The sequence below is a fragment of the Actinotalea sp. genome, assembly GCF_035443605.1.
In the GTDB taxonomy this organism is placed as follows: Bacteria; Actinomycetota; Actinomycetes; order Actinomycetales; family Cellulomonadaceae; genus Actinotalea.
Map to the genome: position 1 here is coordinate 1 of NZ_DAORSQ010000032.1, position 26,252 is coordinate 26,252.

The 26,252-nt window shown below is 75.8% G+C and carries 27 protein-coding genes and 1 riboswitch; of the genes, 26 read left to right on the forward strand and 1 reads right to left on the reverse strand.

Going from position 1 to position 26,252, the window contains the following annotated elements; all coding sequences use genetic code 11:
* The 19 genes from PKY62_RS05310 to PKY62_RS05400 form a co-directional block, all read left to right on the forward strand.
* On the forward strand, positions 1-1,561 hold a 1,561-nt coding region (locus PKY62_RS05310; protein WP_502875791.1), incomplete at its 5' end, for an ATP-binding protein.
* A complete protein-coding gene (gene pyrF / locus PKY62_RS05315) occupies positions 1,558-2,496 on the forward strand; it encodes an orotidine-5'-phosphate decarboxylase (RefSeq protein ID WP_324535587.1) in 939 nt (312 codons plus the stop codon). The genes PKY62_RS05310 and pyrF, both read left to right, overlap by 4 nt.
* 133 nt (positions 2,497-2,629) lie before the next feature.
* Positions 2,630-2,941, forward strand: coding sequence for an integration host factor, actinobacterial type (mihF, locus tag PKY62_RS05320; RefSeq protein WP_324535589.1), 312 nt, complete (start codon positions 2,630-2,632; stop codon positions 2,939-2,941).
* Between the two features lie 3 nt (positions 2,942-2,944).
* On the forward strand, positions 2,945-3,532 hold the full coding sequence (gene gmk / locus PKY62_RS05325) for a guanylate kinase (protein WP_324535591.1): 588 nt from the start codon (positions 2,945-2,947) through the stop codon (positions 3,530-3,532).
* 88 nt (positions 3,533-3,620) lie between these two features.
* Positions 3,621-3,884, forward strand: a complete 264-nt coding sequence (gene rpoZ / locus PKY62_RS05330; RefSeq protein WP_324535593.1) for a DNA-directed RNA polymerase subunit omega — start codon at positions 3,621-3,623, stop codon at positions 3,882-3,884.
* A 10-nt stretch (positions 3,885-3,894) separates the two neighbouring features.
* Positions 3,895-5,145, forward strand: coding sequence for a bifunctional phosphopantothenoylcysteine decarboxylase/phosphopantothenate--cysteine ligase CoaBC (gene coaBC / locus PKY62_RS05335; RefSeq protein ID WP_324535595.1), 1,251 nt, complete (start codon positions 3,895-3,897; stop codon positions 5,143-5,145).
* Between the two features lie 81 nt (positions 5,146-5,226).
* A complete protein-coding gene (gene metK, locus PKY62_RS05340; protein ID WP_324535597.1) occupies positions 5,227-6,426 on the forward strand; it encodes a methionine adenosyltransferase in 1,200 nt (399 codons plus the stop codon).
* Between the two features lie 109 nt (positions 6,427-6,535).
* A complete protein-coding gene (locus tag PKY62_RS05345) occupies positions 6,536-8,659 on the forward strand; it encodes a primosomal protein N' family DNA-binding protein (protein ID WP_324535599.1) in 2,124 nt (707 codons plus the stop codon).
* A 57-nt stretch (positions 8,660-8,716) separates the two neighbouring features.
* Complete coding sequence (gene fmt, locus PKY62_RS05350) at positions 8,717-9,673, forward strand: methionyl-tRNA formyltransferase (protein ID WP_324535601.1); 957 nt, start codon at positions 8,717-8,719, stop codon at positions 9,671-9,673.
* On the forward strand, positions 9,670-11,193 hold the full coding sequence (locus PKY62_RS05355) for an RsmB/NOP family class I SAM-dependent RNA methyltransferase (RefSeq protein WP_324535603.1): 1,524 nt from the start codon (positions 9,670-9,672) through the stop codon (positions 11,191-11,193). The genes fmt and PKY62_RS05355 overlap by 4 nt, the downstream gene beginning before the upstream one ends.
* A 44-nt stretch (positions 11,194-11,237) precedes the next feature.
* The gene (rpe, locus tag PKY62_RS05360; protein ID WP_324535604.1) at positions 11,238-11,906 is read left to right on the forward strand and encodes a ribulose-phosphate 3-epimerase; all 669 of its coding nucleotides are present in this window, start codon (positions 11,238-11,240) and stop codon (positions 11,904-11,906) included.
* A 110-nt stretch (positions 11,907-12,016) separates the two neighbouring features.
* Positions 12,017-12,160, forward strand: a riboswitch (FMN riboswitch).
* 121 nt (positions 12,161-12,281) lie between these two features.
* Positions 12,282-13,280, forward strand: a complete 999-nt coding sequence (gene ribD / locus PKY62_RS05365) for a bifunctional diaminohydroxyphosphoribosylaminopyrimidine deaminase/5-amino-6-(5-phosphoribosylamino)uracil reductase RibD (protein WP_324535632.1) — start codon at positions 12,282-12,284, stop codon at positions 13,278-13,280.
* Entirely contained in the window at positions 13,280-13,936 is a 657-nt protein-coding gene (locus PKY62_RS05370) for a riboflavin synthase (protein ID WP_324535606.1), read from the forward strand. Before ribD ends, PKY62_RS05370 begins: the two co-directional genes overlap by 1 nt.
* Positions 13,933-15,189: a GTP cyclohydrolase II gene (ribA, locus tag PKY62_RS05375; RefSeq protein ID WP_324535608.1), complete on the forward strand. Its 1,257-nt coding sequence runs from the start codon at positions 13,933-13,935 to the stop codon at positions 15,187-15,189. The genes PKY62_RS05370 and ribA overlap by 4 nt, the downstream gene beginning before the upstream one ends.
* The gene (ribH, locus tag PKY62_RS05380; RefSeq protein WP_324535609.1) at positions 15,186-15,698 is read left to right on the forward strand and encodes a 6,7-dimethyl-8-ribityllumazine synthase; all 513 of its coding nucleotides are present in this window, start codon (positions 15,186-15,188) and stop codon (positions 15,696-15,698) included. Before ribA ends, ribH begins: the two co-directional genes overlap by 4 nt.
* The gene (pnuC, locus tag PKY62_RS05385) at positions 15,695-16,417 is read left to right on the forward strand and encodes a nicotinamide riboside transporter PnuC (RefSeq protein WP_502875792.1); all 723 of its coding nucleotides are present in this window, start codon (positions 15,695-15,697) and stop codon (positions 16,415-16,417) included. Before ribH ends, pnuC begins: the two co-directional genes overlap by 4 nt.
* The gene (locus PKY62_RS05390; RefSeq protein WP_324535611.1) at positions 16,414-16,677 is read left to right on the forward strand and encodes a phosphoribosyl-ATP diphosphatase; all 264 of its coding nucleotides are present in this window, start codon (positions 16,414-16,416) and stop codon (positions 16,675-16,677) included. Before pnuC ends, PKY62_RS05390 begins: the two co-directional genes overlap by 4 nt.
* A gap of 63 nt (positions 16,678-16,740) precedes the next feature.
* The gene (gene hisG / locus PKY62_RS05395; RefSeq protein ID WP_324535613.1) at positions 16,741-17,589 is read left to right on the forward strand and encodes an ATP phosphoribosyltransferase; all 849 of its coding nucleotides are present in this window, start codon (positions 16,741-16,743) and stop codon (positions 17,587-17,589) included.
* Between the two features lie 29 nt (positions 17,590-17,618).
* A complete protein-coding gene (locus tag PKY62_RS05400) occupies positions 17,619-18,071 on the forward strand; it encodes a PH domain-containing protein (protein WP_324535615.1) in 453 nt (150 codons plus the stop codon).
* Positions 18,072-18,177: 106 nt separating this feature from the next.
* Here PKY62_RS05400 and PKY62_RS05405 read toward each other — a convergent pair whose 3' ends face one another.
* A complete protein-coding gene (locus PKY62_RS05405; RefSeq protein WP_324535617.1) occupies positions 18,178-19,371 on the reverse strand; it encodes a DUF3866 family protein in 1,194 nt (397 codons plus the stop codon).
* 33 nt (positions 19,372-19,404) lie between these two features.
* On the opposite strand from PKY62_RS05405, the gene PKY62_RS05410 reads away from it, so the two are divergent.
* The 7 genes from PKY62_RS05410 to PKY62_RS05440 all read left to right on the forward strand — a co-directional run.
* A complete protein-coding gene (locus tag PKY62_RS05410; protein ID WP_324535619.1) occupies positions 19,405-20,424 on the forward strand; it encodes a helix-turn-helix transcriptional regulator in 1,020 nt (339 codons plus the stop codon).
* On the forward strand, positions 20,417-21,406 hold the full coding sequence (locus PKY62_RS05415; RefSeq protein ID WP_324535621.1) for a helix-turn-helix transcriptional regulator: 990 nt from the start codon (positions 20,417-20,419) through the stop codon (positions 21,404-21,406). Before PKY62_RS05410 ends, PKY62_RS05415 begins: the two co-directional genes overlap by 8 nt.
* 9 nt (positions 21,407-21,415) lie before the next feature.
* Entirely contained in the window at positions 21,416-21,742 is a 327-nt protein-coding gene (locus PKY62_RS05420) for a hypothetical protein (protein WP_324535622.1), read from the forward strand.
* A 97-nt stretch (positions 21,743-21,839) separates the two neighbouring features.
* Positions 21,840-22,064: a Sec-independent protein translocase subunit TatA gene (tatA, locus tag PKY62_RS05425; RefSeq protein ID WP_324535624.1), complete on the forward strand. Its 225-nt coding sequence runs from the start codon at positions 21,840-21,842 to the stop codon at positions 22,062-22,064.
* Positions 22,045-22,866: a twin-arginine translocase subunit TatC gene (gene tatC, locus PKY62_RS05430; RefSeq protein ID WP_324535626.1), complete on the forward strand. Its 822-nt coding sequence runs from the start codon at positions 22,045-22,047 to the stop codon at positions 22,864-22,866. Before tatA ends, tatC begins: the two co-directional genes overlap by 20 nt.
* A complete protein-coding gene (locus PKY62_RS05435; RefSeq protein ID WP_324535628.1) occupies positions 22,866-23,783 on the forward strand; it encodes a diacylglycerol/lipid kinase family protein in 918 nt (305 codons plus the stop codon). The genes tatC and PKY62_RS05435 overlap by 1 nt, the downstream gene beginning before the upstream one ends.
* Before the next feature lie 20 nt (positions 23,784-23,803).
* A partial coding sequence (locus PKY62_RS05440; RefSeq protein ID WP_324535630.1) for a DEAD/DEAH box helicase occupies positions 23,804-26,252 on the forward strand: 2,449 nt, incomplete at its 3' end.

The following is a 26,252-nucleotide window of genomic DNA, read 5'->3' on the forward strand; positions in this document are numbered from 1 at the left end:
CCCCGAGACCGTCTCGACCGACTACGACACGTCGGACCGCCTCTACTTCGAGCCGCTGACCTTCGAGGACGTCCTCGAGGTCTACCAGGCCGAGCTCGCCGTCGGCCCGGTGGCCGGGATCATCGTCCAGCTCGGCGGGCAGACCCCGCTCGCGCTGGCCGACCGGCTCGAGGCCGCGGGCCTGCCCATCCTCGGCACGCCGCCCGCGGCGATCGACGCCGCGGAGGACCGCGGGATCTTCGGCCAGGTGCTCGCCCTGGCGGGGCTGCCCGCGCCCTCGTTCGGCACGGCGCGCACCCTGCCGGAGGCCACCGAGATCGCGCGGCGGATCGGCTACCCCGTCCTCGTGCGGCCGTCGTACGTGCTGGGCGGGCGCGGGATGGAGATCGTCTACTCGGACGGTCAGCTCGCCGAGTACGTCGAGCGCGCCCTCGCGGGTGCGCGGGACCTGCACGGCGCCGTGGGCGAGATCCCGCCGCTGCTCATCGACCGGTTCCTCGACGACGCGATCGAGCTCGACGTCGACGCGCTGTACGACGGCACCGAGCTGTACCTCGGCGGCGTCATGGAGCACATCGAGGAGGCCGGGATCCACTCCGGGGACTCGGCGTGCGTGCTGCCCCCGGTGACCGTCTCCGTGGCGGAGCTCGACCGGATCCGGGTCTCCACCGAGGCGATCGCCCGCGGCGTGGGGGTGCGCGGGCTGCTCAACGTGCAGTTCGCCCTGGTGTCCGACGTGCTCTACGTCCTGGAGGCCAACCCCCGGGCCAGCCGCACCGTGCCGTTCGTGTCCAAGGCCACCGGCGTGCCGCTGGCCAAGGCCGCGGCGCTCGTCATGACCGGGCACACCATCGCCGACCTGCGGGCCGCCGGGGTGCTGCCCGCGACGGGCGACGGCGGCACGCTGAGCCTGGACGCCCCGATCGCCGTCAAGGAGGCCGTGCTGCCGTTCCGGCGGTTCCGCACCACCGACGGGGTGGTCGTCGACACGGTGCTCGGCCCGGAGATGCGCTCGACCGGGGAGGTCATGGGCTTCGACGTCGACTTCCCGACGGCCTTCGCGAAGTCGCAGGCTGCGGCGTTCGGCGGGCTGCCGACCTCGGGCCGGGTGTTCATCTCCGTGGCGGACCGCGACAAGCGCGCGATCACCTTCCCGGTCAAGCGGCTCACGGAGCTCGGCTTCGAGATCCTCGCCACGCAGGGCACCGCAGCGGTGCTGCGGCGCAACGGGATCGCCTCGACCGTGGTGCGCAAGCACTCGTCCGGCCGGGGGCCGGCGGGGGAGCCGACCATCGTCGACCTCATCATCGCCGGCGAGGTCGACATGGTCGTCAACACCCCCTCGGGGCAGGGCGCGAGGGCGGACGGCTACGAGATCCGCACGGCCACCGTCTCGGCAGACAAGGCGATCGTCACGACGGTCCAGCAGCTCGCGGCGGCGGTCCAGGGGATCGAGTCCCTGCGGCAGGGCCCGTTCCGGGTCCGCAGCCTGCAGGACCACGTGCTGGAGCTGCGGACGGCGTGCGTGCCGGCCGTGGCGGCGGCCGGGACGGGCGAGTGAGCGGGGGAGCCGTGCGACCGTTCGGGGCACGCCTGGTGGACGCCATGGACGACCTCGGCCCGCTGTGCGTGGGGATCGACCCGCACCCCGGGCTGCTGGCGGCCTGGGGCCTCGCGGACGGCCCGGCCGGCCTGCGCGAGTTCTCCTTGCGCGTCGTCGACGCCGTCGCCGGCCGGGTGGCGGCGCTCAAGCCGCAGTCGGCCTTCTTCGAGCGGCACGGCTCCGCCGGCGTCGCCGTGCTCGAGGAGGTGCTCGCCGCGGCGCTCGGCAGCGGCACCCAGGTGATCCTCGACGCCAAGCGCGGGGACATCGGCTCGACGATGGCCGGCTACGCCGACGCCTACCTGCGCGACGGCTCACCGCTGGCTGCCGACGCGCTCACCGTCAGCCCGTACCTCGGCGCGGGCTCGCTGGCCCCGGCCGTCGACGCCGCGCTGGCCACCGGCCGCGGGCTCTTCGTGCTGTGCCTCACGTCCAACCCCGAGGGGGCCGCCGTGCAGCACGCGCTGGGCGCGACGCCGGACGGGCCGCGCAGCGTGGCCGCTGCCGTCGCGGCGTACGCCGCAGGGCTCAACGCGGCCGAGCTCGATCGCACGGGGCTCGGCCCGGTGGACGCCGTCGTCTCAGGGAGCGGGCAGTCAGGCCGGGTGGACGGCGCTGCGCTCGGCTCCGTCGGGCTCGTCGTCGGCGCCACGGTCGGCGACGCCGTGCAGCGCCTGGGGATCGACCTGGCGGGGGTCCGCGGGCCGCTCCTGGCACCGGGGGTGGGTGCCCAGGGTGGTGGCGCCGCGGAGCTGCGAGCGGTCTTCGGCGCGGCAAGGGGGGCCGTTCTGGCGTCCTCCTCCCGCGGCGTCCTCGCGGCCGGGCCGGGGGTCGAGGACCTGCGGTCCGCCGCGGCCGCCGCGACCGCCGAGGCCGTTGCGGCACTGCGCTGACCTGCCCGGGAGCCACTCGCCCCGGCGCCACCGAGCGCGCTGATCGTGCGCTCGCGTTGCCGAGGACCCGGCGACCTCGCTAGGTTCGTGACGTCCGTCTCCCCGACCGTCTCCGCGAAGAAGGTGACCCCGCGTGGCCCTACCCCCGCTGACTCCCGAACAGCGCGCCGCTGCCCTCGAGAAGGCCGCTGCGGCTCGTCAGGTCCGGGCCGAGGTGAAGAACCGGCTCAAGTACTCGCAGGGCTCGGTCGCCGAGGTCATCGAGCAGTCCAAGACCGACGAGATGATCGGCAAGCTCAAGGTCTCTGCCCTGCTCGAGTCCCTGCCCGGGGTCGGCAAGATCAAGGCCCGCGCGATCATGGCCGAGATCGGCATCTCGGAGACGCGGCGGCTGCGGGGCCTCGGCCCGCACCAGGCGCAGGCCCTCGTCGAACGCTTCGGCTGAGAGTTGTCCGTCCCGCACCGCGTCACCCCGGGCGCCCCGCGCCTGACCGTCCTCGCCGGGCCGACCGCCGTCGGCAAGGGCACCGTCTCGGCCGACGTCCGCGCGCGCTACCCCGAGGTCTGGCTGTCCGTCTCCGCCACCACGCGCGCTCCGCGGCCCGGCGAGGTCGACGGCGTGCACTACCACTTCGTCGACGGACCCACCTTCGACCGGATGGCCGCCGACGGCGAGCTGCTCGAGTGGGCCGTCGTGCACGGCCGCAACCGCTACGGCACGCCGCGTCAGCCCGTGCTGGACGCCCTCGCCGCCGGGGTGCCTGCCCTGCTGGAGATCGACCTCGCCGGCGCCCGCCAGGTGCGCCAGGCCATGCCGGACGCGCGCTTCGTCTTCCTCGCCCCGCCCTCATGGGAGGAGCTCGAGCGGCGCCTCGTCGGACGCGGCACCGAGGACGCAGCCGAGCGCGCCCGCAGGCTCGAGACGGCCCGCGTCGAGCTCGCGGCCGAGCCGGAGTTCGACCACGTCGTCGTCAACGACGACGTGCACCGCGCCACGGACGAGCTCGTCGAGGTGATGGGACTGCCGAGGCGGTAGACTGGGCAGGTTGCCCGCGCCTGTCCTGGGCGCACGTCCGGCCGCCGAGCCGCTGGACCACTCACCTTCGACAGCACGGAGCGCCCACATGTCCGGAACCGTCGCCGCCCCCGAGGGCATCACCGACCCGCCGATCGACGAGCTGCTCGCCGCCGCCGACTCCAAGTACGCCCTCGTCATCTACTCCGCCCAGCGCGCCCGCCAGATCAACGCCTACTACTCCCAGCTCAACGAGGGGCTGCTCGAGTACGTCGGCCCGCTCGTGGAGGCGCGGCACCAGGAGAAGGCGCTGTCCATCGCCATGCGCGAGATCAACGCCGGCCTGCTGACCATCACGCCGACCGAGGGCTGAGACCCCGGCCGTGCGCATCCTGCTCGGCGTCAGCGCAGGGATCGCCGCCTACAAGGCTGCGCTCCTGCTGCGGCTGCTCACCGAGGCCGGGCACGACGTGCGCGTCGTGCCCACCCGCGCGTCCCTGGAGTTCGTGGGGCGCGCGACGTGGGAGGCGCTCTCGGGCAACCCCGTGACCACCGAGGTGTTCGACGACGTCCCCGCCGTCGAGCACGTGACGCTCGGCAAGCGTGCCGACCTGGTGATCGTCGCCCCGGCGACGGCCGACCTGCTCGCCCGGGCCGCGGCGGGGCGCTGCGACGACCTGCTCACCGCAGCGCTGCTCACCGTGCGGTGCCCGGTGCTGCTCGCCCCGGCGATGCACACCGAGATGTGGCAGCACCCCGCGACCGTGGCCAACGTCGCGACCCTGCGGGCGCGCGGCGTGCACGTCCTGGACCCGGACTCGGGGCGCCTCACGGGTGCGGACACGGGCCCGGGGCGCCTGCCCGAGCCCGCGACGATCGCCGCGGCCGCACTGGCGCTCGTCGGCGCGACGCTGGCCGGCGGGACACTGCCCGCCGCGGGCGCCGCAGACCCTGCCGCGCGGGACCTCGCCGGCCGCCACGTCGTCGTCTCGGCCGGGGGTACGCGCGAGCCGCTCGACCCCGTGCGCTTCCTCGGCAACCGATCGACGGGGCGGCAGGGCGTCGCCCTGGCCCGTGCCGCGCGGGATCGTGGTGCGGACGTGACGCTCGTCGCCGCCAACCTCGAGGTGGGCGCACCGGACGGCGTCGAGGTCGTCACGGTCGAGACCACCGCAGAGCTCCGCACCGCCGTGCGCGACGCGGCGCGTGACGCGGACGTCGTGGTCATGGCCGCCGCCGTCGCGGACTTCCGCCCGGCGCGGGTGGCCGGCGGCAAGATCAAGAAGACCGGCGGCGCCCCGGCTCCCCTCGAGCTGACGCTCAACCCCGACGTGCTCGCCGAGCTGGCGGGGGATCGGCTGCGGGCCGGGCAGGTGGTGGTGGGCTTCGCCGCCGAGACCGGGACCGACGCGGAGGTGCTCGACGACGGACGGGCCAAGGCCCGACGCAAGGGCGCCGACCTGCTGGTCCTCAACCGGGTCGGGGCCGGGGTGGGCTTCGCCGTCGAGGACAACGCCGTCACGCTGCTGGATGCCGGCGGCGACGTCGTCGGCCGCGCCGCGGGTACGAAGGACGCCGTCGCGCACGCCGTGTGGGATGCCGTCCTCGGTCGTCTGGAACCCCTGCGGGGTTGACCGCGCACGGGGCCGCCGACCGCTCGGAGGGGACCCGGGCACGCCCTGGTCGCGTCGGCGACTCCCGCTAGGCTGGCCGCCATGAGCGATGCACAGCGGCTGTTCACCTCCGAGTCGGTCACCGAGGGTCACCCGGACAAGGTCTGCGACCAGATCTCCGACGGCATCCTCGACGCGATGCTCGCGCAGGACCCGACGGCCCGCGTCGCCGTCGAGACGATGGTCACCACCGGCCTCGTGCACGTCGCCGGAGAGGTCTCCACCGAGGCGTACGTGGAGATCCCGCAGGTGGTCCGCGACACCCTCAGCCGGATCGGCTACACCTCCTCGACGATCGGGTTCGACGCGCGCTCGTGCGGCGTGTCGGTGTCGATCGGCCAGCAGTCCCCGGACATCGCCGCCGGCGTGGACAAGTCCTACGAGGCGCGGAACGACGCCTCGGACCTGGATCCGCTCGACGCGCAGGGCGCGGGCGACCAGGGCCTCATGTTCGGCTACGCGTGCGACGACACCGCCTCGCTCATGCCGCTGCCCATCTGGCTGGCGCACCGCCTCGCCGAGCGTCTCGCGAACGTCCGCAAGGAGGGCACGCTCGACTACCTGCGCCCGGACGGCAAGACCCAGGTCACCATCGGCTACGACGGCGACCGTCCGGTCCGGCTCGACACCGTCGTGCTGTCGACGCAGCACGACCCGGGCATCTCGCTGGAGTCGCGGCTCGCCCCCGAGGTCGCCGAGCACGTGGTGCTGCCCGTGCTCGAGGAGCTCGAGCTCGACACGGTGGGCATGCGGATGCTCATCAACCCGACCGGTGTCTTCGTCATCGGCGGACCGCAGGGCGACGCCGGCCTGACCGGCCGCAAGATCATCGTCGACACCTACGGCGGGATGGCGCGGCACGGCGGCGGGGCGTTCTCGGGCAAGGACCCGTCGAAGGTGGACCGGTCGGCCGCGTACGCCATGCGGTGGGTCGCCAAGAACGTCGTCGCGGCGGGCCTCGCGCGCCGCTGCGAGGTGCAGGTCGCCTACGCGATCGGCGCGGCGCACCCCGTCGGGCTGTACGTCGAGACCTTCGGCACCGAGACGGTGCCGCTCGACCGGCTGACGGCCGCGATCCGTGAGGTCTTCGACCTGCGTCCCGCCGCGATCGTGCGTGACCTGGACCTGCTGCGCCCGATCTACTCCCGGACGGCCGCCTACGGCCACTTCGGTCGCGAGCTGGCCGACTTCACGTGGGAGCGCACCGACCGCGTGCTGGACCTGCACTCCGCCCTGGGCTGAGGGCGCCCGGCGCCGGGCACGCCCGCCCGGGACGCCGCTGTGGACGGACGGTCCGGTGACGGCGGTGCGTGGTGGGATCGGTACGACGGCGACGACGGATGGTGAGCGGGTGGACGGTGGCGAGCAGCTCGCCCTGAGCGGCCTGCCAGCACCCCGCAGGCGGCGCGCGCCCGCGTCCGTGCCGATCGCCGAGCACCTGCCCGTGGCCGAGGTGGTCGTCGAGCGGTCCCAGCCGCACCTCGACCGGGTGTTCGAGTACGCCGTGCCCGCGGCCCTCGCCGAGGTAGCGCGGCCCGGCGTCCGGGTCCGCGTGCGCTTCGGCGGCCAGGACCTCGACGGCTACCTCGTGGCGCGGCACGCGACCCCGACGCACGGCGGGACGCTGGCCCCGCTGCGGCGCGTGGTCTCGCCGGAGCGCGTCCTCGATGACGACGTGCTGGCCCTCGCCCGCGCCGTCGCGGCGCGGTACGCGGGCAGCCTCGCGGACGTGCTGCGCCTCGCGGTCCCGCCACGGCACGCGCGGGTCGAGGCCGAGCAGTGGGTGGCGCCGGAGGGGCTGCCGGGGCCGGTCGCGGGCGCTGCGTCCTCGGAGCCCGAGGTGGATCCGACCAAGGCCGATCCGTGGTCCGGCTACCCGGGTGGCGCGGCCTTCCTGCGCCGCGTGAGCGACGGCCAGGCCCCGCGTGCGGTCTGGCAGGCGCTGCCGGGGCCCGCGGGTCAGCAGTGGGCCGACGCCGTCGCCGCGGCCGTGCGTGCGGCGCGGACCGGTGGCCGGGGAGCGCTCGTCGTCGTGCCGTCCGCCGCGCAGGTGGTCGAGGTCGAGCGCGCGCTGACCGGAGCGGGGGTGCCCGCCTGGGCGCCGGGCGCCGTGGGCGGGTGGGTGCGCCTCGTCGCCGACGCGGGGCCGGCCGGGCGGTACCGGGCGTTCCTCGCGGCGTCCCGCGGGCTGGCCGACGTCGTGGTGGGGACACGGGCGGCGGCGTTCGCACCCGTGCGGCGCCTCGGGCTGGTGGTCTGCTGGGACGAGGCGGACCACCTGCACACCGAGCCGAGGGCGCCGTACCCGCACGCCCGCGAGACGCTCGCGCTGCGGTCCGAGGCGCAGGGTGCCGCGCTGCTCGTGGGCGGGTTCGTCCGGTCGGCGGCCGTGCAGCGCTGGGTCCAGACGGGCTGGGCGCACCCGCTCGTCACGGGGCGCGAGACCGTCCGGGCCCGGACCCCGAGGGTGACCGCGCTGACCTCCGTCGAGCTCGCGCGCGAGGGCGCGGCCGGCGCGGCACGGCTGCCCGGCGCGGCCTGGCGGGCACTGCACGACGGGTTGGCGCGCGGTCCCGTGCTCGTCCAGGTGCCGCGCGCCGGCTACCTCCCGGCGGTGGCCTGCCGGCGGTGCCGCGCGACGGCCCGTTGCCCCTCCTGCAGCGGCCCGCTGCACGTTCCCCGTGCGACCGGGGGGCCGCAGTGCCGGTGGTGCGGCCGGCTGGCGACCGACTGGCGGTGCCCGGAGTGCTCGGACACCGGTCTGCGGTCGGTCCGGGTGGGCTCGGAGCGGACGGCGGAGGAGCTGGGCCGGGCGTTCCCCGGCGCCCGGCTGGTGGTCTCCGGGGCGGCGGGCGGTGTCGTCGACCGGGTCGGTGCCGCCGCGGCCCTCGTGGTGGCGACGCCCGGCGCAGAGCCACGCGCCGACGGCGGGTATGCCGCGGCGGTGCTGCTCGACGCCGCGACCGTCACCGCGCGGCCGGGGCTCGACACCGCGGAGCAGGCGCTCAAGACGTGGTTGGGGGCGGCGGCACTGGTGCGCCCCGTCGGTGAGGGCGGCGTCGTGCTGCTCGTGGGCGACGGTGCGCCGGTGCCGACGCAGGCGCTGGTGCGCTGGGACCCGGCGGGCCTTGCCGAGCGCGAGCTCGCCGAACGGGCCGAGCTCGGACTGCCACCGGCCGTGCACCTCGTGGCCGTGGACGGCCCGCGCGAGGCGGTCGAGGCCGTCGTGGCGGGACTCGGCGGGCTGACGACCGTGCTCGGGCCCATCCCGATCGACGACGCCGCCGCGCGGCCGCAGGGCGCGGAGCAGGGTGTGCTCGAGCCCGAGACGCGCCGACCCGTCCGGGCGCTGCTGCGCACCCCCTGGGCGTCGTCTGCCGCGCTGGTCGCCGACCTGGCAGCGGTGCTGGCCACCCGCAGCGCGCGCCGCGAGACACCCGTCCGGGTCCAGGTCGAACCCCTCGACATCATCTGACCGCCACCGCCACCGCCCGGGGCGGGACCGGTCGGGCCGCCAGCCTAGGATCGTCGGATGCGTCTGCTGTTCGCGGGGACCCCCGAGGTCGCCCTCCCGACCCTCGAGGCCCTGCTCACCTCACGCCACGAGGTGGTCGCGGTGCTCACCCGGCCGGACGCCCCCGCCGGGCGGGGGCGGCGGCTCGTCGCGAGCCCGGTGCGGACGCGGGCCGAGGACGCCGGCCTGCCCGTCCTGACGCCCACCACGCTGCGTGATCCCGAGGTCCAGGCCCGGATCGCCGCGCTCGACGTCGCCTGCGCGCCGGTCGTGGCCTACGGCGGTCTGGTGCCGCCCGCGCTGCTGACCGTGCCCACCCACGGCTGGCTCAACCTGCACTTCTCCCTGCTGCCGGCCTGGCGCGGGGCGGCACCGGTCCAGCACGCCCTGCTGCACGGTGACGAGGTGACCGGCGCCACGACGTTCCGCCTCGACGAGGGCCTGGACACCGGTCCGGTGTACGGCACGCTGACGGAGACGGTGCGCACGCGCGACACCGCCGGCGACCTGCTCGGGCGACTCTCCGTCGCCGGGGCCGCGCTGCTCGTCGCGACGCTCGACGCGCTGGAGGACGGCACCCTGCGCGGCATCGCCCAGACGGACGACGGCGTGAGCCTCGCCCCGCGACTCTCGGTCGAGGACGGTCGCGTGCGGTGGGACCACCCCGCGCTGGCCGTGGACCGGCGCGTGCGGGCCTGCACCCCGTCGCCCGGCGGCTGGACGACGCTCCCCGACGGGACGCGGCTCAAGCTGGGCGCGGTGCGGCTGCGGCCCGACGTCGTCGACCTGTACCCGGGCGAGCTCGCCGTGGGGCGCACGGAGGTGCTGGTCGGCACGGGTTCCCACGCCGTGCTGCTCGAGCGGGTCGCCCCGGCGGGTCGCTCCTGGATGGCCGCCACCGACTGGGCGCGCGGCGCCAGGCTCGCCGAGGGTGCCGTGCTGGGCGCGACGACCACGACGGAGGGTGCCAGATGAGCGACGAGCGGCGCGACGACCGCACGGACGACCGACGCGACGCGCGCGGCCGGCAGCGCGGCCCGGCTCGGGCCCAGGCGCAGGGCCACCGCACCGTCCAGGCCCCCGGCGAGCGCCGCAGCAGCGGCGACCCCGCCCGCACCGCGGCGTTCGACGTGCTGCGCGAGGTCGCCGACTCGGCCGCCTACGCGAACCTCGCGCTGCCACCGCTGCTGCGCCACCGCGGCATCACGGGGCGCGACGCGGCGTTCGCCACCGAGCTCGCCTACGGCACGCTGCGCCTGCGCGGACGGTACGACGCGGTCATCGCCCTGGCGGCACGGCGGCCCGTTGCCGAGCTCGACCCGCCGCTGCTCGACGTGCTGCGCCTCGGGGTCCACCAGGTGCTCGGGATGCGCGTCCCGGCGCACGCCGCCGTCTCCGAGACGGTCGCGCTGGCCAGGGCACGCGTCGGCGCCGGGCCCGCCCAGCTCGTCAACGCCGTGCTGCGCCGCGTCACCGAGGCGGACCTGGACACGTGGCTCGCGCGGATCGCCGAGGCGGCACCGGACGACATCGAGCGGCTCGCCGTGACGCAGAGCCACCCGGCATGGATCGTCCGGGCGATGCGCCAGGCGCTCGTCGCCGACGGTCGCGCACCCGAGGAGCTCGCGGCGCTGCTCGAGGCGGACAACGACGCGCCCGCCGTGACCCTCGTGGCCCGCCCCGGCCTGGCCGACCGCGCGGCTGTCCTGCGCGCCAACCGGGGCTCGACGCCCGGGCGCTGGACGCCCACCGCGGTGATCCTGCAGGGCGGCGACCCGGGTGCTGTGCCGGGCCTGCGCGAGGGCGCCGTGGCGGTGCAGGACGAGGGGAGCCAGCTCGTCGCCCTGGCGCTGGCCGCCGTTCCCGTGACCCCGCTGCCCGCGGCAGACGGCGGCCCGCCCGAGCGGGAGACGTGGCTCGACCTGTGCGCCGGCCCCGGCGGCAAGACGGGGCTGCTCGGCGCCGTCGCGGCGGGCCGTGGGGCGCACGTCGTCGCCAACGAGCTCGCACCGCACCGTGCGCTCCTGGTCGAGCGCGCGGTCGTCGGCCTGCCCGACGGTGTGGTCCAGGTGCGCTGCGCCGACGGGCGCACGGTCGGCACGGACGAGCCCGGTCGCTACGACCGGGTGCTCGTCGACGCGCCGTGCACGGGCCTCGGCGCGCTGCGCCGACGGCCGGAGTCGCGCTGGCGGCGGGTGGCGGCGGACCTCGGCCCGCTGGGCGACACCCAGCGAGCCCTGCTCACGGCGGCGCTCGACGCCACGCGCCCCGGCGGGGTGGTGGCGTACGTCACGTGCTCGCCGCACCCCGCCGAGACCGAGCTCGTCGTCAAGGACGTGCTCAAGCGGCGCGACGACGTCGTACGGCTGGACGCGCGGGAGGCCGTGCGCTCGGTCGCCGGCGACATCGAGCTCGGCCCCGGGCCGGGCGTGCAGCTGTGGCCGCACGTGCACGGGACCGACGCCATGCATCTGACGCTGCTCCGCCGCACCTGAGCCCCCTGCGGCCCCGAGCGGCCGACCTGGGCCAGACTGTCCCCATGGCCGTGCGCATCAGCCCCAGCATCCTGTCAGCCGACTTCGCCAACCTCGAGGCAGAGCTCGGCCGGATCTCGACGGCCGACTGGGCGCACGTCGACGTGATGGACAACCACTTCGTGCCCAACCTCACGATCGGCCTGCCCGTCGTCGAGCGGCTGGTCCAGGTCTCGCCCGTGCCGGTGGACGTGCACCTCATGATCGAGCAGCCGGACCGGTGGGCGCCCGCGTTCGCCGAGGCCGGGGCCGCGTCGGTGACGTTCCACGCCGAGGCGGTCCAGGCCCCCGTGCGGCTCGCCCGCGAGCTGCGGCGCCTCGGAGCGCGCGCCGGCGTCGCCCTGCGGCCCGCGACCCCCTTCGAGCCCTACGTCGACCTGCTCGCCGAGGTCGACATGGTGCTCGTCATGACCGTGGAGCCCGGGTTCGGCGGGCAGCCCTTCCTCGACGGGACGCTGGCCAAGATCCGCAGGGTGCGCGCGGCGGTCGGCGCGGCCGGGTTGGACGTGTGGGTGCAGGTCGACGGCGGGATCTCGGCCCAGACCATCGAGCGGGCCGCCGATGCCGGCGCCGACACCTTCGTCGCGGGGTCGGCGGTCTACGGCGCGCAGGACGCGGCGGGCCGGATCGCCGAGCTGCGCGCCCTCGCCGCCGCAGCGCACCGCCACGTGTGACACCCCGCCCGCACCGCGCGGCCCGTCGGCACCCGGACGACACCGACCACACCGGGACCTCCGACCGTCCCGCGCCCCGGGTCGCTGTGCCACACTGGCGCCGAACACACAACGTGCTCCGGGGTCGGTGAAAATCCGAGCCGGCGGTGACAGTCCGCGACCCGGTCCACGGCTCGGCCTCGGCCGGGTCAGGACCGGTTGACCTGGTGGAACTCCAGGACCGACGGTGAAAGTCCGGATGGGAGGAACACGTGGCGTCCGTGGTCGGTCCGTGAGGGCCGTGCGCGGGCGTTGTGGCGCACCCTCGCGCCCCACCCCGGAGCCCTGAGCTCGGGAGGTGGCGTGGCGCAGGTCCTGCAGGCAGAGCGCGCTGCCATGGCGCGCGCCCTCGAGCTGGCCACCCGTGGTCCCCGGCACGGACCCAACCCCCGCGTGGGCTGCGTGCTGCTGGCCCCCGACGGCGCGACGATCGGCGAGGGCTGGCACGCGGGAGCCGGGACGCCCCACGCCGAGGTCAGAGCGATCGCCGACGCCCGTGCGGCCGGCCACGACACCGCTGGAGCGACCGCAGTCGTGACGCTCGAGCCGTGCGCGCACACGGGCCGCACGGGGCCGTGCACCCGGGCGCTGCTCACGGCCGGGGTGACCCGCGTGGTGCACGCCGTCGCCGACCCCGACCCGCTGGCGGCGGGTGGCGGGCAGGTGCTCGTCGACGCGGGCGTCGACGTGGTCTCCGGCCTCGCGCGCGAGGAGGGCGAGGCCGTGCTGGGGCCCTGGCTGACAGCCGTGCGGCGCGGCCGCCCCGTCGTCACGCTCAAGATCGCCGCGACCCTCGACGGCCGGGTCGCCGCAGCCGACGGCACGAGCCGGTGGATCACGTCCCCGGCCGCGCGCGAGCACGCCCACCGGGTCCGCGCGACGGTCGACGCGATCGTCGTCGGCACCGGGACCGCGCTGGCGGACGACCCCGCGCTGACCGCCCGCACCGCCGAGGGCGACCTCGCGGCGCACCAGCCGCTGCGCGTCGTCGTCGGGCACCGCGCCGTGCCGGCGCGCGCACGGCTGCGCGGCCCCGGCGGCGAGCTCGTCGCGCTCGACACCCACGACCCGAGCGTCGTGCTGGCGGACCTCGCCCGGCGCGACGTGCGGCACGCCGTCGTCGAGGGCGGCCCCGTGCTGGCGGCGGCGTTCCTCGCGGCCGGGGTGGTCGACGAGCTGCACGTCTACCTCGCCCCCGTGCTGCTGGGCGCGGGGCGGTCGGCGGTGGCCGACCTCGGCATCACCACGTTGGGCGACGCGCTGCGCTGGCGCACCGTCGCCCTGGAGCAGGTCGGTCCCGACGTGCTCGTCATCGCCCGTCGGCTGGAGGCCTGATGTTCACCGGGATCGTCGAGGAGATCGGCACCGTGGTCGCCGTCGAGCGAGGGACCGGCGACGCACGCATCGTCGTGGCCGCAACGGTCGCGGACGGCGTGCGCCTGGGCGACTCCATCGCCGTCGACGGCGTGTGCCTCACCGTCACGGTGCAGGAGCACGGCCGGTTCACGGCCGACGTCATGCCCGAGACGCTCGCCCGCACGACGCTGGGCGAGCGCGCGGCGGGGGACCGGGTGAACGTCGAACGCGCGGTCCGGGCCGACGGCCGGCTCGACGGGCACCTCGTCCAGGGGCACGTCGACGGCGTGGGGACGCTGCTCAGCAGGTCGCCCGGCGCGCGCTGGGACGACCTCGTCGTGGGATGCCCGCCCGCGCTCGCGCGGTACGTCGCCGAGAAGGGCTCGATCTGCGTCGGCGGCGTGTCGCTGACCGTGACCTCGGTGGGGCCCGACCGGTTCGGCGTCTCGCTCATCCCCACCACGCTCGCCGCGACCACCCTGGGCGGGCTCGCGCCCGGCGACCGGGTCAACCTCGAGGTGGACGTCATCGCCAAGTACGTCGAGCGGCTGCTCGGCGCGCACCTGCCGGCACCGGACGAGCAGGCCACCGACGCGCCGGTCCCGCCGCGCGACCACGAGGAAGGCCAGGCATGAACGCGATCGCCCTCGGCACCGTCGAGCAGGCGCTGGACGCCCTGCGCGCCGGGCTGCCCGTGCTCGTCGTCGACTCCCCGGACCGGGAGAACGAGGCCGATGTCGTCCTCGCGGCGCAGACCGCCACGGCCGAGTGGGTGGCATGGACCATCCGGCACTCCTCGGGGTACCTGTGCGCGCCGATGCCGGCCGACCGCGCCGACGCCCTCGACCTGCCGCTCATGGTGCCGATGAGCCAGGACCCCCGCCGCACGGCCTACACGGTGACCGTGGACGCGACCGACGGCGTCAGCACGGGCATCTCGGCCGCCGACCGCGCGCGGACGCTGCGCGTGCTCGCGGACCCGCGGTCCGGACCGGGGGACGTCATCCGACCGGGTCACGTGCTGCCGCTGCGCGCCGTCCCCGGCGGTGTGCTGCACCGCGCCGGTCACACGGAGGCCGCCGTGGACCTGTGCCGGCTCGCCGGGCTCGACCCCGTCGCGGGGATCGCCGAGCTGGTGCACGACGACGGCACGATGATGCGTCTTCCCGCCACCGCAGCGCTGGGCGCCGAGGCGGGCCTGGTGCTGCTGACCATCGAGGACCTCGTCGCATGGCGGCGCGCGCACGACGACCTGCCCACGGACGCCCCCACCCCGCTGGCGCCGTGGGTCGAGCCCACGGGGGCTGCGGAGCTGCCCACGCGGCACGGGGTGTTCACCGTGCACGGCTTCCGCGACCTGCGGACGGGCGCAGCCCACGTCGCCCTCGCGGCCGCCGGCACCGAGCCGGCCGACGTCCCCCTGGTCCGGGTGCACTCCGAGTGCCTCACCGGCGACGCGCTGGGCTCGCTGCGCTGCGACTGCGGCCCCCAGCTCCATGCGGCGCAGGCGCGGGTGGCCGTCGAGGGCGGCGCGGTCGTCTACCTCACGGGTCACGAGGGCCGGGGGATCGGGCTGCTCGCGAAGATCGACGCGTACGCGCTGCAGGACACCGGCCGGGACACGGTCCAGGCCAACCTCGACCTGGGGCTGCCCGCCGACCGTCGCGAGTACGGCGCGGCCGCGGCGATCCTGCACCAGCTGGGCCTGGACCGGGTGCGGCTGCTCACCAACAACCCGGCCAAGGTGGCCGGGATGACCGCGCACGGGATCGACGTCGTCGAGGTGCTGCCGCTCCAGGTGGGCCGCACCCCGCACAACGCCGCGTACCTGCGCACCAAGGCGGCCTCGATGGGCCACCTGCTGACGGATCTGGAGGAGGACCGATGAGCGGAGCCGGGGCACCCACCCTGACGCTGGACGGACGGGGCCTGCGGGTGGCCGTCGTCGCCGCGAGCTGGCACACGGTCGTCATGGACGGCCTGCTGGCCGGTGCGCGCCGCGCCCTGGCCGAGGCCGGTCTGGGGGAGTCCGACGTCGTCGTCGTGCGCGTCCCGGGCTCGTTCGAGCTCCCGGTCGCGGCCGCGCGGCTCGCCCCGACGGTCGACGCCGTCGTCGCGCTGGGCGTCGTCATCCGTGGCGGCACACCGCACTTCGACTACGTGTGCTCGGCGGCGACCACCGGGCTGACCGACGTCGCCGTCCGGACGGGCGTCCCGGTGGGCTTCGGGCTGCTGACCTGCGACGACGAGGCGCAGGCGCTCGACAGGGCCGGGCTGCCTGGCTCGCACGAGGACAAGGGGGCGGAGGCTGCGCAGGCGGCCGTCGCCACCGTGCTGGCCCTGCGCGACGTGCCAGGGGTGCCAGGGGTGACCCGGGTGACCGGGGTGACCGCGTGATCGACTGGCTGTTCGACGCCCAGGTGACGATCGCCGGGCACCCCATCCTGTGGCGCGAGATCATCGGCAACCTCTTCGGTCTGGCCTCCGCCGTGGGGGGGATGCGCCGCAAGATCTGGGCCTGGCCGGTGGGCGTGGTCGGCAACGTGCTGCTCTTCACGGTGTTCCTCGGCGTCGCCTTCGACACGCCGCAGGCCAAGGACCTCTACGGGCAGGCGGCACGGCAGGTCTTCTTCATCGTGCTCGCCGTCTACGGCTGGGTGCGGTGGCGGGCGGCGGCGCGCTCCGGGGACGGCGACGGCCCCGCCGTGGTGCCCCGATGGGCGACGACCACGGAACGTCTGCAGCTGCTCACGGCAGCCGTCGTCGGCACGCTCGTCTTCGCCTGGGTGTTCACCGCGCTGGGCTCGTGGGGGCCGTGGGCGGATGCGTGGATCTTCACGGGCAGCCTGCTCGCGACCTACGGGATGGCCCGGGGCTGGACAGAGTTCTGGCTCATCTGGCTCGCGGTGGACGCCGTGGGGGTGCCGCTGCTGCTCCAGGCCGGGTACTACCCGTCCGCCGTGCTGTACCTCGTCTACGGCGGCGTCGTCGTCTACGGGTTCACGGTGTGGCTGCGGGCACAGCGTGCCGAGGTGGGCGCCGGGCCAGGCGCGGCCGGACGCGGCGTGGACGGCCCCGCGGGGCGCCCGGCCGCTCCCGTAGGCTCTGCGTCGTGAAGACGTTCGACTCCCTGTTCGCCGAGCTGGCCGAGAAGGCCAGCACCCGTCCGGCCGGCTCGGGCACCGTCGCCGAGCTCGACGCCGGCGTCCACGCGATCGGCAAGAAGGTCGTCGAGGAGGCAGCCGAGGTGTGGATGGCCGCCGAGCACGAGGGCGACGTCCGCACCGCGGAGGAGATCTCCCAGCTGCTCTACCACCTGCAGGTCCTCATGCTCGCCCGCGGGCTGACGCTCGAGGACGTCTACACCCACCTGTGACGGGCCCGGGCGCCGCGACCAGCGCGGTCAGCCCCGAGCCGTCCCGACCGTCGAGGACCACCCGTGCTGCGCATCGCCGTCCCCAACAAGGGCTCGCTGTCCGAGCCAGCCTCCGCCATGCTCCGCGAGGCGGGCTACCGCCAGCGCCGTGACCCGCGCGAGCTCGTCCTCGTGGACCCCGAGCACGACATCGAGTTCTTCTTCCTGCGCCCGCGCGACATCGCCGTGTACGTCGGCTCGGGCACCGTCGACGCCGGGATCACGGGCCGCGACCTGCTGCTGGACTCCGGGGCGGATGCCGTCGAGCACATGCCGTTGGGCTTCGGCGGGTCCACCTTCCGGTTCGCGGCGCCGGCCGCATCGGTGCGCTCGCTCGACGAGGTCGCCGGCCGCCGCGTCGCGACGTCCTACCCGGTGCTCGTCGACGGCTACCTGCGCGACCGCGGGATCGAGTCGACCGTCGTGCGGCTGGACGGCGCCGTCGAGTCGGCCGTCCAGCTGGGCGTCGCCGAGGTCGTGGCGGACGTCGTGTCCACCGGGACCACGCTCCGCGGCGCCGGGCTCGAGGTGTTCGGCGAGCCCATCCTGCGCTCCGAGGCCGTGCTCATCCGGCCACGCTCCCAGGCCGAGGTCCCCGCGGGTGTCGAGGTGCTCGCCCGCCGGCTGCAGGGCGTCATCGTCGCCCAGCAGTACGTCCTCATGGACTACGACGTGCCGCTGGACCACGTCGACGCCGCCGTCGCGATCACGCCGGGCCTCGAGTCGCCGACCGTCTCCCCGCTGCACAACCGCGAGTGGGCGGCGGTGCGTGCGATGGTGCGCCGCGAGCAGACCAACCAGGTCATGGACGCGCTCTACGAGGTCGGCGCGCGCGCGATCCTGGTGACGTCCATCCACGCCTGCCGGCTCTGAGCCGTGCCCCGCAGCGCGCGGACGTCGCCGTGAACGACGACCTGCACGGGGTCTTCCGGCCGCGCGCCGCCCGGGTGGTCTCGCTCGTGCTCGCGGGGGCCGTCCTCGTGCTCATGGTCGCCATCGCCGTGCTGCTGCCCTGGGGCTCGATCGGCGGTGGTTCCGTGCTCGACCGGCTGGGCATCGTCGGGTTCGGCGTGCTCGTCGCATGGTTCCTGTCCCGGCAGGCCTCGGTGCGGGCCGTCCCGGACGAGCGCGGGCTGGTGGTGCGCAACCTCCTGCTCACGCGCCGCGTGGAGTGGACGGAGATCGTCTCGGTGCGGTTCGGCCAGGGCCGACCCTGGGTGCAGCTCGACCTCGCCGACGGCGACACGATCGCGGTCATGGGCATCCAGCGCGCCGACGGCGACCGCGCGACGGCGGAGTCCCGCCGCCTGGCCACCCTGGTCGCCCTGCACTCGGCGACCCCCCGCGACGACTGACGGCCTCAGCCTGCATGATCAGAGCGGTTCTCCGCGGTTCTCGGTCGTCACACGACCGAGAACCGCGGAGAACCGCTGTCGAACGGCGGGAGGGACGGGGCCGGGGTCAGCAGAGGCCGGCGGCGTGCACGCCCGCCGCGGCCGCGGCGAGGAAGGCCTCCGGGTCTGCGTCGAGTCCTCGGCCCATCGTCGTCAGGCGCACCGGCGACGTGGTCAGCGCAGCGAGCAGGGGAAGGCCGGCGGCCACCTCGACGAGACGGTGCCCGCCCGGCGCGCACAGCGCGCGCGCCTGCTCGTGGACCTTGGCCAGGAACGCGGCCCGGCCGGGGTAGATCTCGGCGGGCTCGCCGTCGCTCGCCGCAGAGGCACCGGGCCCGGCCTCGGTGGGCGCGGTCGGGGCACCGGGGGCGTCCGTCGGGTCGGCGACCGGGACGACGAGGTCGGCCGGGACGAGTGCCACCCGGCCGTAGGCCGTGGTCGAGTGGTGCGACACGCCACGGTGGCGATCGCGCGGGTCCGCGCCGGACACCCGCAGCGATGCGACCGGCCGCCCGCCCAGCGTGCCGACAGCGTTGAGCGCCTCGCCTGCCGCGACGCCGGAGAACCCCCACCGCGTCCCGGTCCCCAGGTTGCCCGGACCCTGCGCGACGACGACGAGGTCCGCACCCACGACGAGCCGCGCCGCGAGCAGGCCGCTGTGCACCGTCACGGCCTCGAGGTCCCCGCCGAACGCCTGGCCGACCGTGATGCAGGCCTCGAGCCAGCCCGCGGCCCGCAGCCCGGCCACGGTCCGCGAGAACCACGCGGGCAGCGCGCCGCCGTCGGTCATGACGTAGACCGCGCGCGGTGCCGGACGGCCCGCAGCGGACGCCGCGGCCCGCGCACCGGCGAGCACCGCGGGCAGTGCCGAGTGCAGGTCCGCGACGACGACGGGCATCCCCGCGAGGTCGTCGGCGTCGCGCAGCGTGGCGTGGTGCTCGGACTCCTGCTCGTCGACGCCCAGCACCATCGCCTGCAGCGGCGTGTAGCGGGCCTTGACGAGGTGGCCAGGGCCGGCCGGCGGATCGGCGGGCAGGGCGTCCGGCAGGGCGACGACGAGCGCGTAGCCCCCCGTGCCCAACCCGCGCACCTGGGCCGAGACGTTGAGCAGCACCCGCGCACCGGGCACCGGGAGGCCGACCAGCTCGGGGTGGGCCAGGGCCCGCAGCTCGGTGCCGTCCTCGAGCCGGACGGTCAGCTCGATGCTGCCCGGCCAGCTCGGGCCGAGCGACACCACGGTCCCCGCGCGCCAGGTGATCACCGCAGCACGCTACCGCCGCTAGCGTGGGGTGCGATGCCCGATGCCCTGCCCCCAGCCGAGCGGCTGCTCAACCTCGTCATCGCCCTGGTCAACACCACCGGCCGGATGACCAAGGAGCAGATCCGCCGCTCCGTCGCGGGCTACGACACCGCAGGCAGCGTCGAGGCCTTCGAGCGGATGTTCGAGCGCGACAAGGACACGCTGCGCGACCTCGGCGTCCCCGTGGTCACCGTCTCGTCCGCGGCGCACGGCGACGACCAGGGCTACCGCGTCGACCAGGACGCCTACGCCCTGCCCCCCATGGAGCTCAGCGCCGCCCAGCTCGGCGTGCTCGCGCTGGCCGCGGAGTTCTGGCAGGACCAGTCCCTGCGCACCGATGCCGCGCGCGCGCTGACGAAGCTGCGCGTCGTGGGCGCCACGCCGTCCCAGACGGACGCCGTCGTCGGTCTCGCCCCGCGGATCCACCCCGCCGGACCGGCGCTCGCCCCGCTGCTCGACGCCGCTCACGCGCGCCAGGTCGTCGTGTTCACCTACCGTGCCGCGAGCACGGGCGAGGTGCTCGAGCGCACGGTCGAGCCGTGGCGCCTCATCGCCAGCCGCGGCGGCTGGTACCTCGTGGGCCGCGACCAGGGCCGCGACGCGCCCCGGGTGTTCCGCCTCAGCCGGATCGTGGGCATGGTGCGACCCGTGGGACCGCCGGCGGCGTTCACGCTGCCCGCTGACGCCGACCCGCGAGCCCTGCTCGTGTCGGCCCAGCACGCCGAGGCCCGCACGGCGTGGCTGGCCGTCGCACCCGACCGGGCCGGCGCCCTGCGCGCCCGCGCCGTCGCACCGGACGCGGTCCCGGGCGGCGCACCTGCCGACGCCGGCGCACCCGCTGGCATGGACCTGCTGGCCGTGCCGTACACCCGGCACAGCGATCTCGCCGACGAGGTGACCGCCTACACGGACGCCGTCGTCGTGCTCGGACCGCCCGCGCTACGTGCCGCCGTGGTCAGGCGCCTCGCCGCGGCCGTGGCGATGGGTCGGCGGCTGGGAGGCTCCGATGGCTGAGCGCACCCCCGAGCGGCTGGTCCGGCTGCTGGGCTTGGTCGCGTTCCTCGACCGGCACCCCGGGGTCCCCGTGGAGGACGTCGCGGCGCACTTCGCGGTGAGCCCCACCCAGGTGCTGCGCGACGTCGACACGCTGTGGATGTCCGGGACCCCCGGCTACTGGCCGGACGACCTCATCGACTTCGACGCGGCGTCCCTGGACTCCGGCGTGCTGCGCCTGACCCAGTCGCGCGGCATGTCCCGGGCGCTGCGGCTCGGCACGCGCGAGGCCGTCGCGCTGGTCGCGGCGCTCCGGGCGCTCGACGAGTCCGTCGGGCCGGCCCTGGAGCCGGCCGAGCGGGAGGTGCTCGCGAGCACCCTGCAGGTGCTGACGACGGCAACCGGTGAGGCGGCCGCGACGGTGGACGTCCACCTGGCCGTGGACGCAGCGCCCGCCGTCGTCGCGGCAGCCCGCACCGCGCTGCGCGACGGCCGGCGGCTGCGCCTGCGTTACGTCGACGCGGCCGACGCCGTGAGCGTGCGCGAGGTCGACCCGTGGCAGCTGCTCACAGGGGACGAGCACTCCTACCTGCAGGCCTGGTGCCACGCCGCGGGCGGCGAGCGGCTGTTCCGGCTGGACCGCGTGCTCGACGCGGAGGTCCTCGCCACGGCCGCCACGACCGTCGCCGACCACGCACCTGCGACGTTCCGCGCGCTCGACGAGCACGACGAGGTGGTCCTGGACCTCGACGGCCGCGCACGGTGGGTCGCCGAGCAGCTGCCGGTCGAGGAGATCACGGAGCTGGACGACGGCGGCTTCCGGGTCGTCCTGCGCGTCTCGACGCCCGCCTGGTTGCGGCACCTCCTGCTGCGCCTCGCGGCGGACGTGCGCGCGGTCGACCCGGTGCTCGCCGCGGTCGAGGCCGGCGAGGCGGCGCGGCACGCCCTCGAGGCCTACCCCGAGGCGGCTCCGGCGGCCGGGCCCGGCCCGGGCGAGGGATAACCTGGCCCGATGCTCTGGTTCACGGTGTGGGCGGTCCTGGTCGTGGGGACGCTCGTGGGCGCGTTCTTCCTGCTGCGCCACGTGTACCGCTCGGGCAAGGCGCTGCTCGTCGAGCTGGGGCGCGCCTCGGAGGTGCTCACGCGCCTGGGCGAGCAGATCGAGGCGCTCACCGAGGCGGCAGAGCAGCGCGACCCGCCGCGGCCGGTGGACCTCACGGACCCCGAGCCGGCCCGGATGCGCCGCGCCGAGGGTGCCGTGGCCGCGCAGCGCCGCCGAGCCGCCCGGCTCGACCGCCGTGCGGCGACCTACCGCCGCTGGCGTGCGCTGACCCACTGACGGCCACCCCGGATGCGCCCGTCCTGACCTGCACGGCCTCGCCCGGTGTCCGTCCGCGCGAGGGCTACGATGACGCTCTGTCGATCGGAAGGACGTCATGCGCAACCTCGGCGGCTGGGAATGGGTCATCATCCTGCTGGTGGTGCTGCTGCTCTTCGGCGCCCGCCGGCTGCCCGACCTGGCGCGCAGCGTCGGCAAGTCCGCGCGGATCTTCCGCTCCGAGGTCAAGGACCTGGGCACGCCGGACGCACCGCCCGCCGGCCCGGCGAGCACCCCCACCGAGACCCGGACCGACGACGACGGTGAGCGCAGCCGCCCCTGAGGCGGCCCGCGCGGGGCGTGGCGCACGTCGCAGCCCGGACGGGCGGATGCCGCTGCGCGAGCACCTGCGCGAGCTGCGCACCCGGCTGCTGCTGGCCGCCGGCGGGCTCGCCGTCGGCGCCGTCGTCGGATGGTTCGCCTACCCCTGGCTCTTCACCGCGCTCCAGGCCCCCGTCGTCGCGCTGGCGGAGGCCCAGGGCGCCGACATCGCGCTCAACTTCGGCGGCGTCGCCACACCCCTCGACCTGCAGATCAAGATCGCCCTGTTCGCGGGGGCGATCGTCACCAGCCCGTGGTGGATCTACCAGCTCTGGGCCTTCATCACTCCCGGGCTGACGCGTCGCGAACGGTGGTACGCCATCGGGTTCGTCGCCGCCGCCGTGCCGCTCTTCCTGCTCGGCGCGGCACTCGCGTGGTGGGTGATGCCCAAGACGGTCGGGCTGCTCGCCGGCCTGACGCCCGACGACGCCGTGAACTACATCGACGCGCAGGCCTACCTCGGTTTCGTCATGCGCATGGTCCTGGCGTTCGGTGCGGCCTTCCTGCTGCCCGTGGTCATGGTGGGCCTGAATCTCGCGGGGCTGGTCCGCGCCAGCACGCTGGCGAGCGGGTGGCGGTGGGCCGTGCTGCTCGCGTGCGTCTTCGGCGCGATCGCCACGCCCACGGCCGACGCCATCTCGATGTTCGCCCTGGCCGTGCCGATCTGCCTGCTGTACGGGGTGGCCGTCGGCGTCTGCGCCCTGGTGGACCGGCGCCGGGACCGTGCCGCCGGCCTGGTCGACGCGGTCGACGGGGACGTGTGATGGGCGGCGCACGGATCGGCGTCGTCATCAACCCGACAGCGGGCCACGGGCGCGGCCAGGCACGGGGCCAGCACCTGCTGGAGGCCTTCGCCGGGCGCGGGCACACCGTCGTCGACCTGTCCGCCGGGGACGTGGCTGGCGCCGTGCAGCACGCCCGCCAGGCCGTCGTCGACGGGCTCGACGCGCTCGTGGTGGTCGGCGGGGACGGGATGGCGCACCTCGGCGCCAACATCGTTGGCGGCACCGATCTGCCGCTGGGGATCGTCGCGGCGGGCAGCGGCAACGACATCGCGCGCGCGATGGGCCTGCCGAGGCACGACGTCGCCGCGTCGGTGCGCACCATCGAGGCGGGCCTGGACAGCGGCGGGCGCGTGGTCGACGCCGTGCGCGTGGGCCCGCCGGACTACTCCAGCCACGAGTGGTTCCTCGGCGTGCTCTCGTGCGGGCTCGACGCCGCCGTGAACGAGCGCGCCAACGGCCTGGTGTGGCCGCGCGGCCCCGGCCGGTACGTGCGGGCCCTGGCCACCGAGGTGCGGCGCTTCCGGCCGTACGGCTACCGCATCACCATCGACGGCGAGGTCTGGGAGTCGCCCGGCACGCTCGTCGCGGTGGCCAACGTGCGCTCGTTCGGCGGCGGCCTCAACATCGCGCCCGACGCACGGATGGACGACGGCCTGCTCGACGTCGTCATCGCCGGCCCGCTGAGCCGCACGGGCGTCGTGGGGCTCTTCCCGCGGCTGTACCCGGGCACGCACGTCCGCCACCCGGCGTGCTCGGTGGTCCGCGCTCGTTCCGTGCTCCTCGAGCCGAGCCACGTCGGCCCCACACCTCCCGTCGCGTTCGCCGACGGGGAGCGGCTGGGCCCGCTGCCGCTGCTCGCCGAGGTCGCACCTGGCGCCGTCCGGCTGCTCGCCTGAGACGACCCTAGGCTGGGCCCATGTCCACCCCGGCCGAGCGGTACGCCGCGTCCCGGCTCCGCCAGAAGGCCGACCGCGGAGAGCTCGCGACCTTCTCCGCACCCCTGGGCTTCGTGCTCGACCCGTTCCAGGTCGAGGCGTGCGCCGCGCTCGAGGCGGGCAGCGGCGTGCTCGTCGCCGCCCCCACCGGTGCCGGCAAGACCGTGGTCGGGGAGTTCGCCGTCCACCTGGCCCTCGCCCAGGGTCGCAAGGCGTTCTACACCACCCCGATCAAGGCCCTGAGCAACCAGAAGTACGGCGACCTCGTGCGGCGGTACGGCGCCGACAGCGTCGGGCTGCTCACGGGGGACACCACGGTCAACGGCGAGGCGCCCGTGGTGGTGATGACCACCGAGGTGCTGCGCAACATGCTCTACTCGGGCTCGCGGACGCTCGACGGGCTCGGCTACGTCGTCATGGACGAGGTGCACTACCTCGCCGACCGGTTCCGCGGTCCGGTGTGGGAGGAGGTCATCCTGCACCTGGCACCCGACGTCCGCGTGGTCTCGCTGTCCGCGACCGTCTCCAACGCCGAGGAGTTCGGCGACTGGCTGACCATGGTGCGTGGCGACACCGCCGTGGTGGTGAGCGAGATCCGGCCCGTGCCGCTGTGGCAGCACGTGCTGGCGGACGGCACGCTGCACGACCTCTACGCCCGCGCGGTCGACGGCCCCGCTGCGGAGGGTCCCTCGATCAACCCCGAGCTCCTGCAGACCCTGCGCCGGCTCGGTGGCCCGGGCAGCTGGCGCACGCACGGCGACGCCGGCGGCGGCGGTCGGGGGCGGGGCCGGGGCAGCGGTCACCACGCCGGCCGCCAGCAGCCCGCCGCGGCACAGCACGGTCGCGGCCAGCTGCACGCGGGCGCCCGCCGGGGCACGCCGCGGGTCGCGGTCGTCGACCTGCTCGACCAGGCCGACCTGCTGCCGGCCATCTTCTTCGTCTTCTCCCGCGCCGGCTGCGAGGCGGCCGTCCAGCAGTGCCTGCGCTCCGGGCTGCGCCTCACGACGTCCGAGCAGGCGGCGACGATCCGGCGCGTGGTCGAGGACCGCTGCGCGAGCCTGCCGGCCCAGGACCTCGAGGTCCTGGGGTTCTCGGCGTGGAGCCTCGGTCTCGAGCGTGGGATCGCTGCCCACCACGCCGGGATGCTGCCCCTGTTCAAGGAGACCGTCGAGGAGCTCTTCTCACGGGGGCTGGTCCGGGTGGTCTTCGCCACCGAGACCCTGGCCCTGGGGATCAACATGCCGGCGCGCAGCGTCGTCCTGGACACCCTGAGCAAGTGGGACGGCTCGGCGCACGTCGACCTCACCGCGGGGGAGTACACGCAGCTGACGGGGCGGGCGGGGCGCCGCGGGATCGACGTCGAGGGGCACGCGGTCGTCGTCGACCACGGCGGGCTGGACCCCGCCGCGCTCGGCGGGCTCGCGTCGCGGCGCACGTACCCGCTGCGGTCGAGCTTCCGCCCGACGTACAACATGGCCGTCAACCTCGTCGCGCAGGTCGGCCGGGACCGTGCGCGCGAGGTGCTCGAGACGAGCTTCGCCCAGTTCCAGGCCGACCGTGGCGTGGTGGGCCTCGCCCGGCAGGCACAGCGCCACGCGGAGGCGCTCGACGGCTACCGCTCGGCGATGCGCTGCCACCTCGGCGACTTCGGCGAGTACGCCGCCCTGCGCCGGGCGCTGACGGACCGCGAGCAGGACGTGCGCCGCTCGGGCGTGCGGGACCGCCAGGCCGCCGTGGCGGCAGCCGCCACCGCGCTGCGGGTCGGTGACGTCGTCGAGATCTCCCACGGGCGCCGCGCGGGCCACGCCGTCGTGCTCGACCCCGGCGACGACCGGCTCGGCGGACCGCACCCGACGGTGCTCACCGGCGACAAGCAGGTCCGCACGCTCACGGCCGCCGACCTGGCGCGCGGCGTGCGCACCGTCGCACGGGTCCGCGTCCCGCCCCGGTTCGCGCCGCGCGACCCGCGGGCGAGGTCGGACCTGGCCTCGGCCATGCGCAGCGCGCTGGCGGACCCGGCGCGCCGGGTCGAGCACCCCGTGCCGGTGGAGCGCACGGCCGCAGCCGACGACGAGCGCGTGGCCGAGCTGCGCCGTCGGCTGCGCCGGCACGCGTGCCACGCCTGCCCCGACCGCGAGGAGCACGCCCGCTGGGCCGAGCGGTACCACCGGCTCTCCCGCGAGCACGACGCGCTGCTGGGCCGGATCGAGGGCCGCACCAGCTCGATCGCACGGGTGTTCGACACGGTGTGCGAGGTCCTCGCCACGACGGGTCACCTCACGGTGGTCGCGGGGGAGGAGGGCACCCCTGGCCGGACGAGGGTCACCGCGGCGGGCCAGACGCTGCGCCGCCTGTACGCCGAGTCCGACCTGCTCGTCGAGCCCGTGACGCCAGCCCATTCGTGGAACGCCAATACCGGCGTCGTCAATG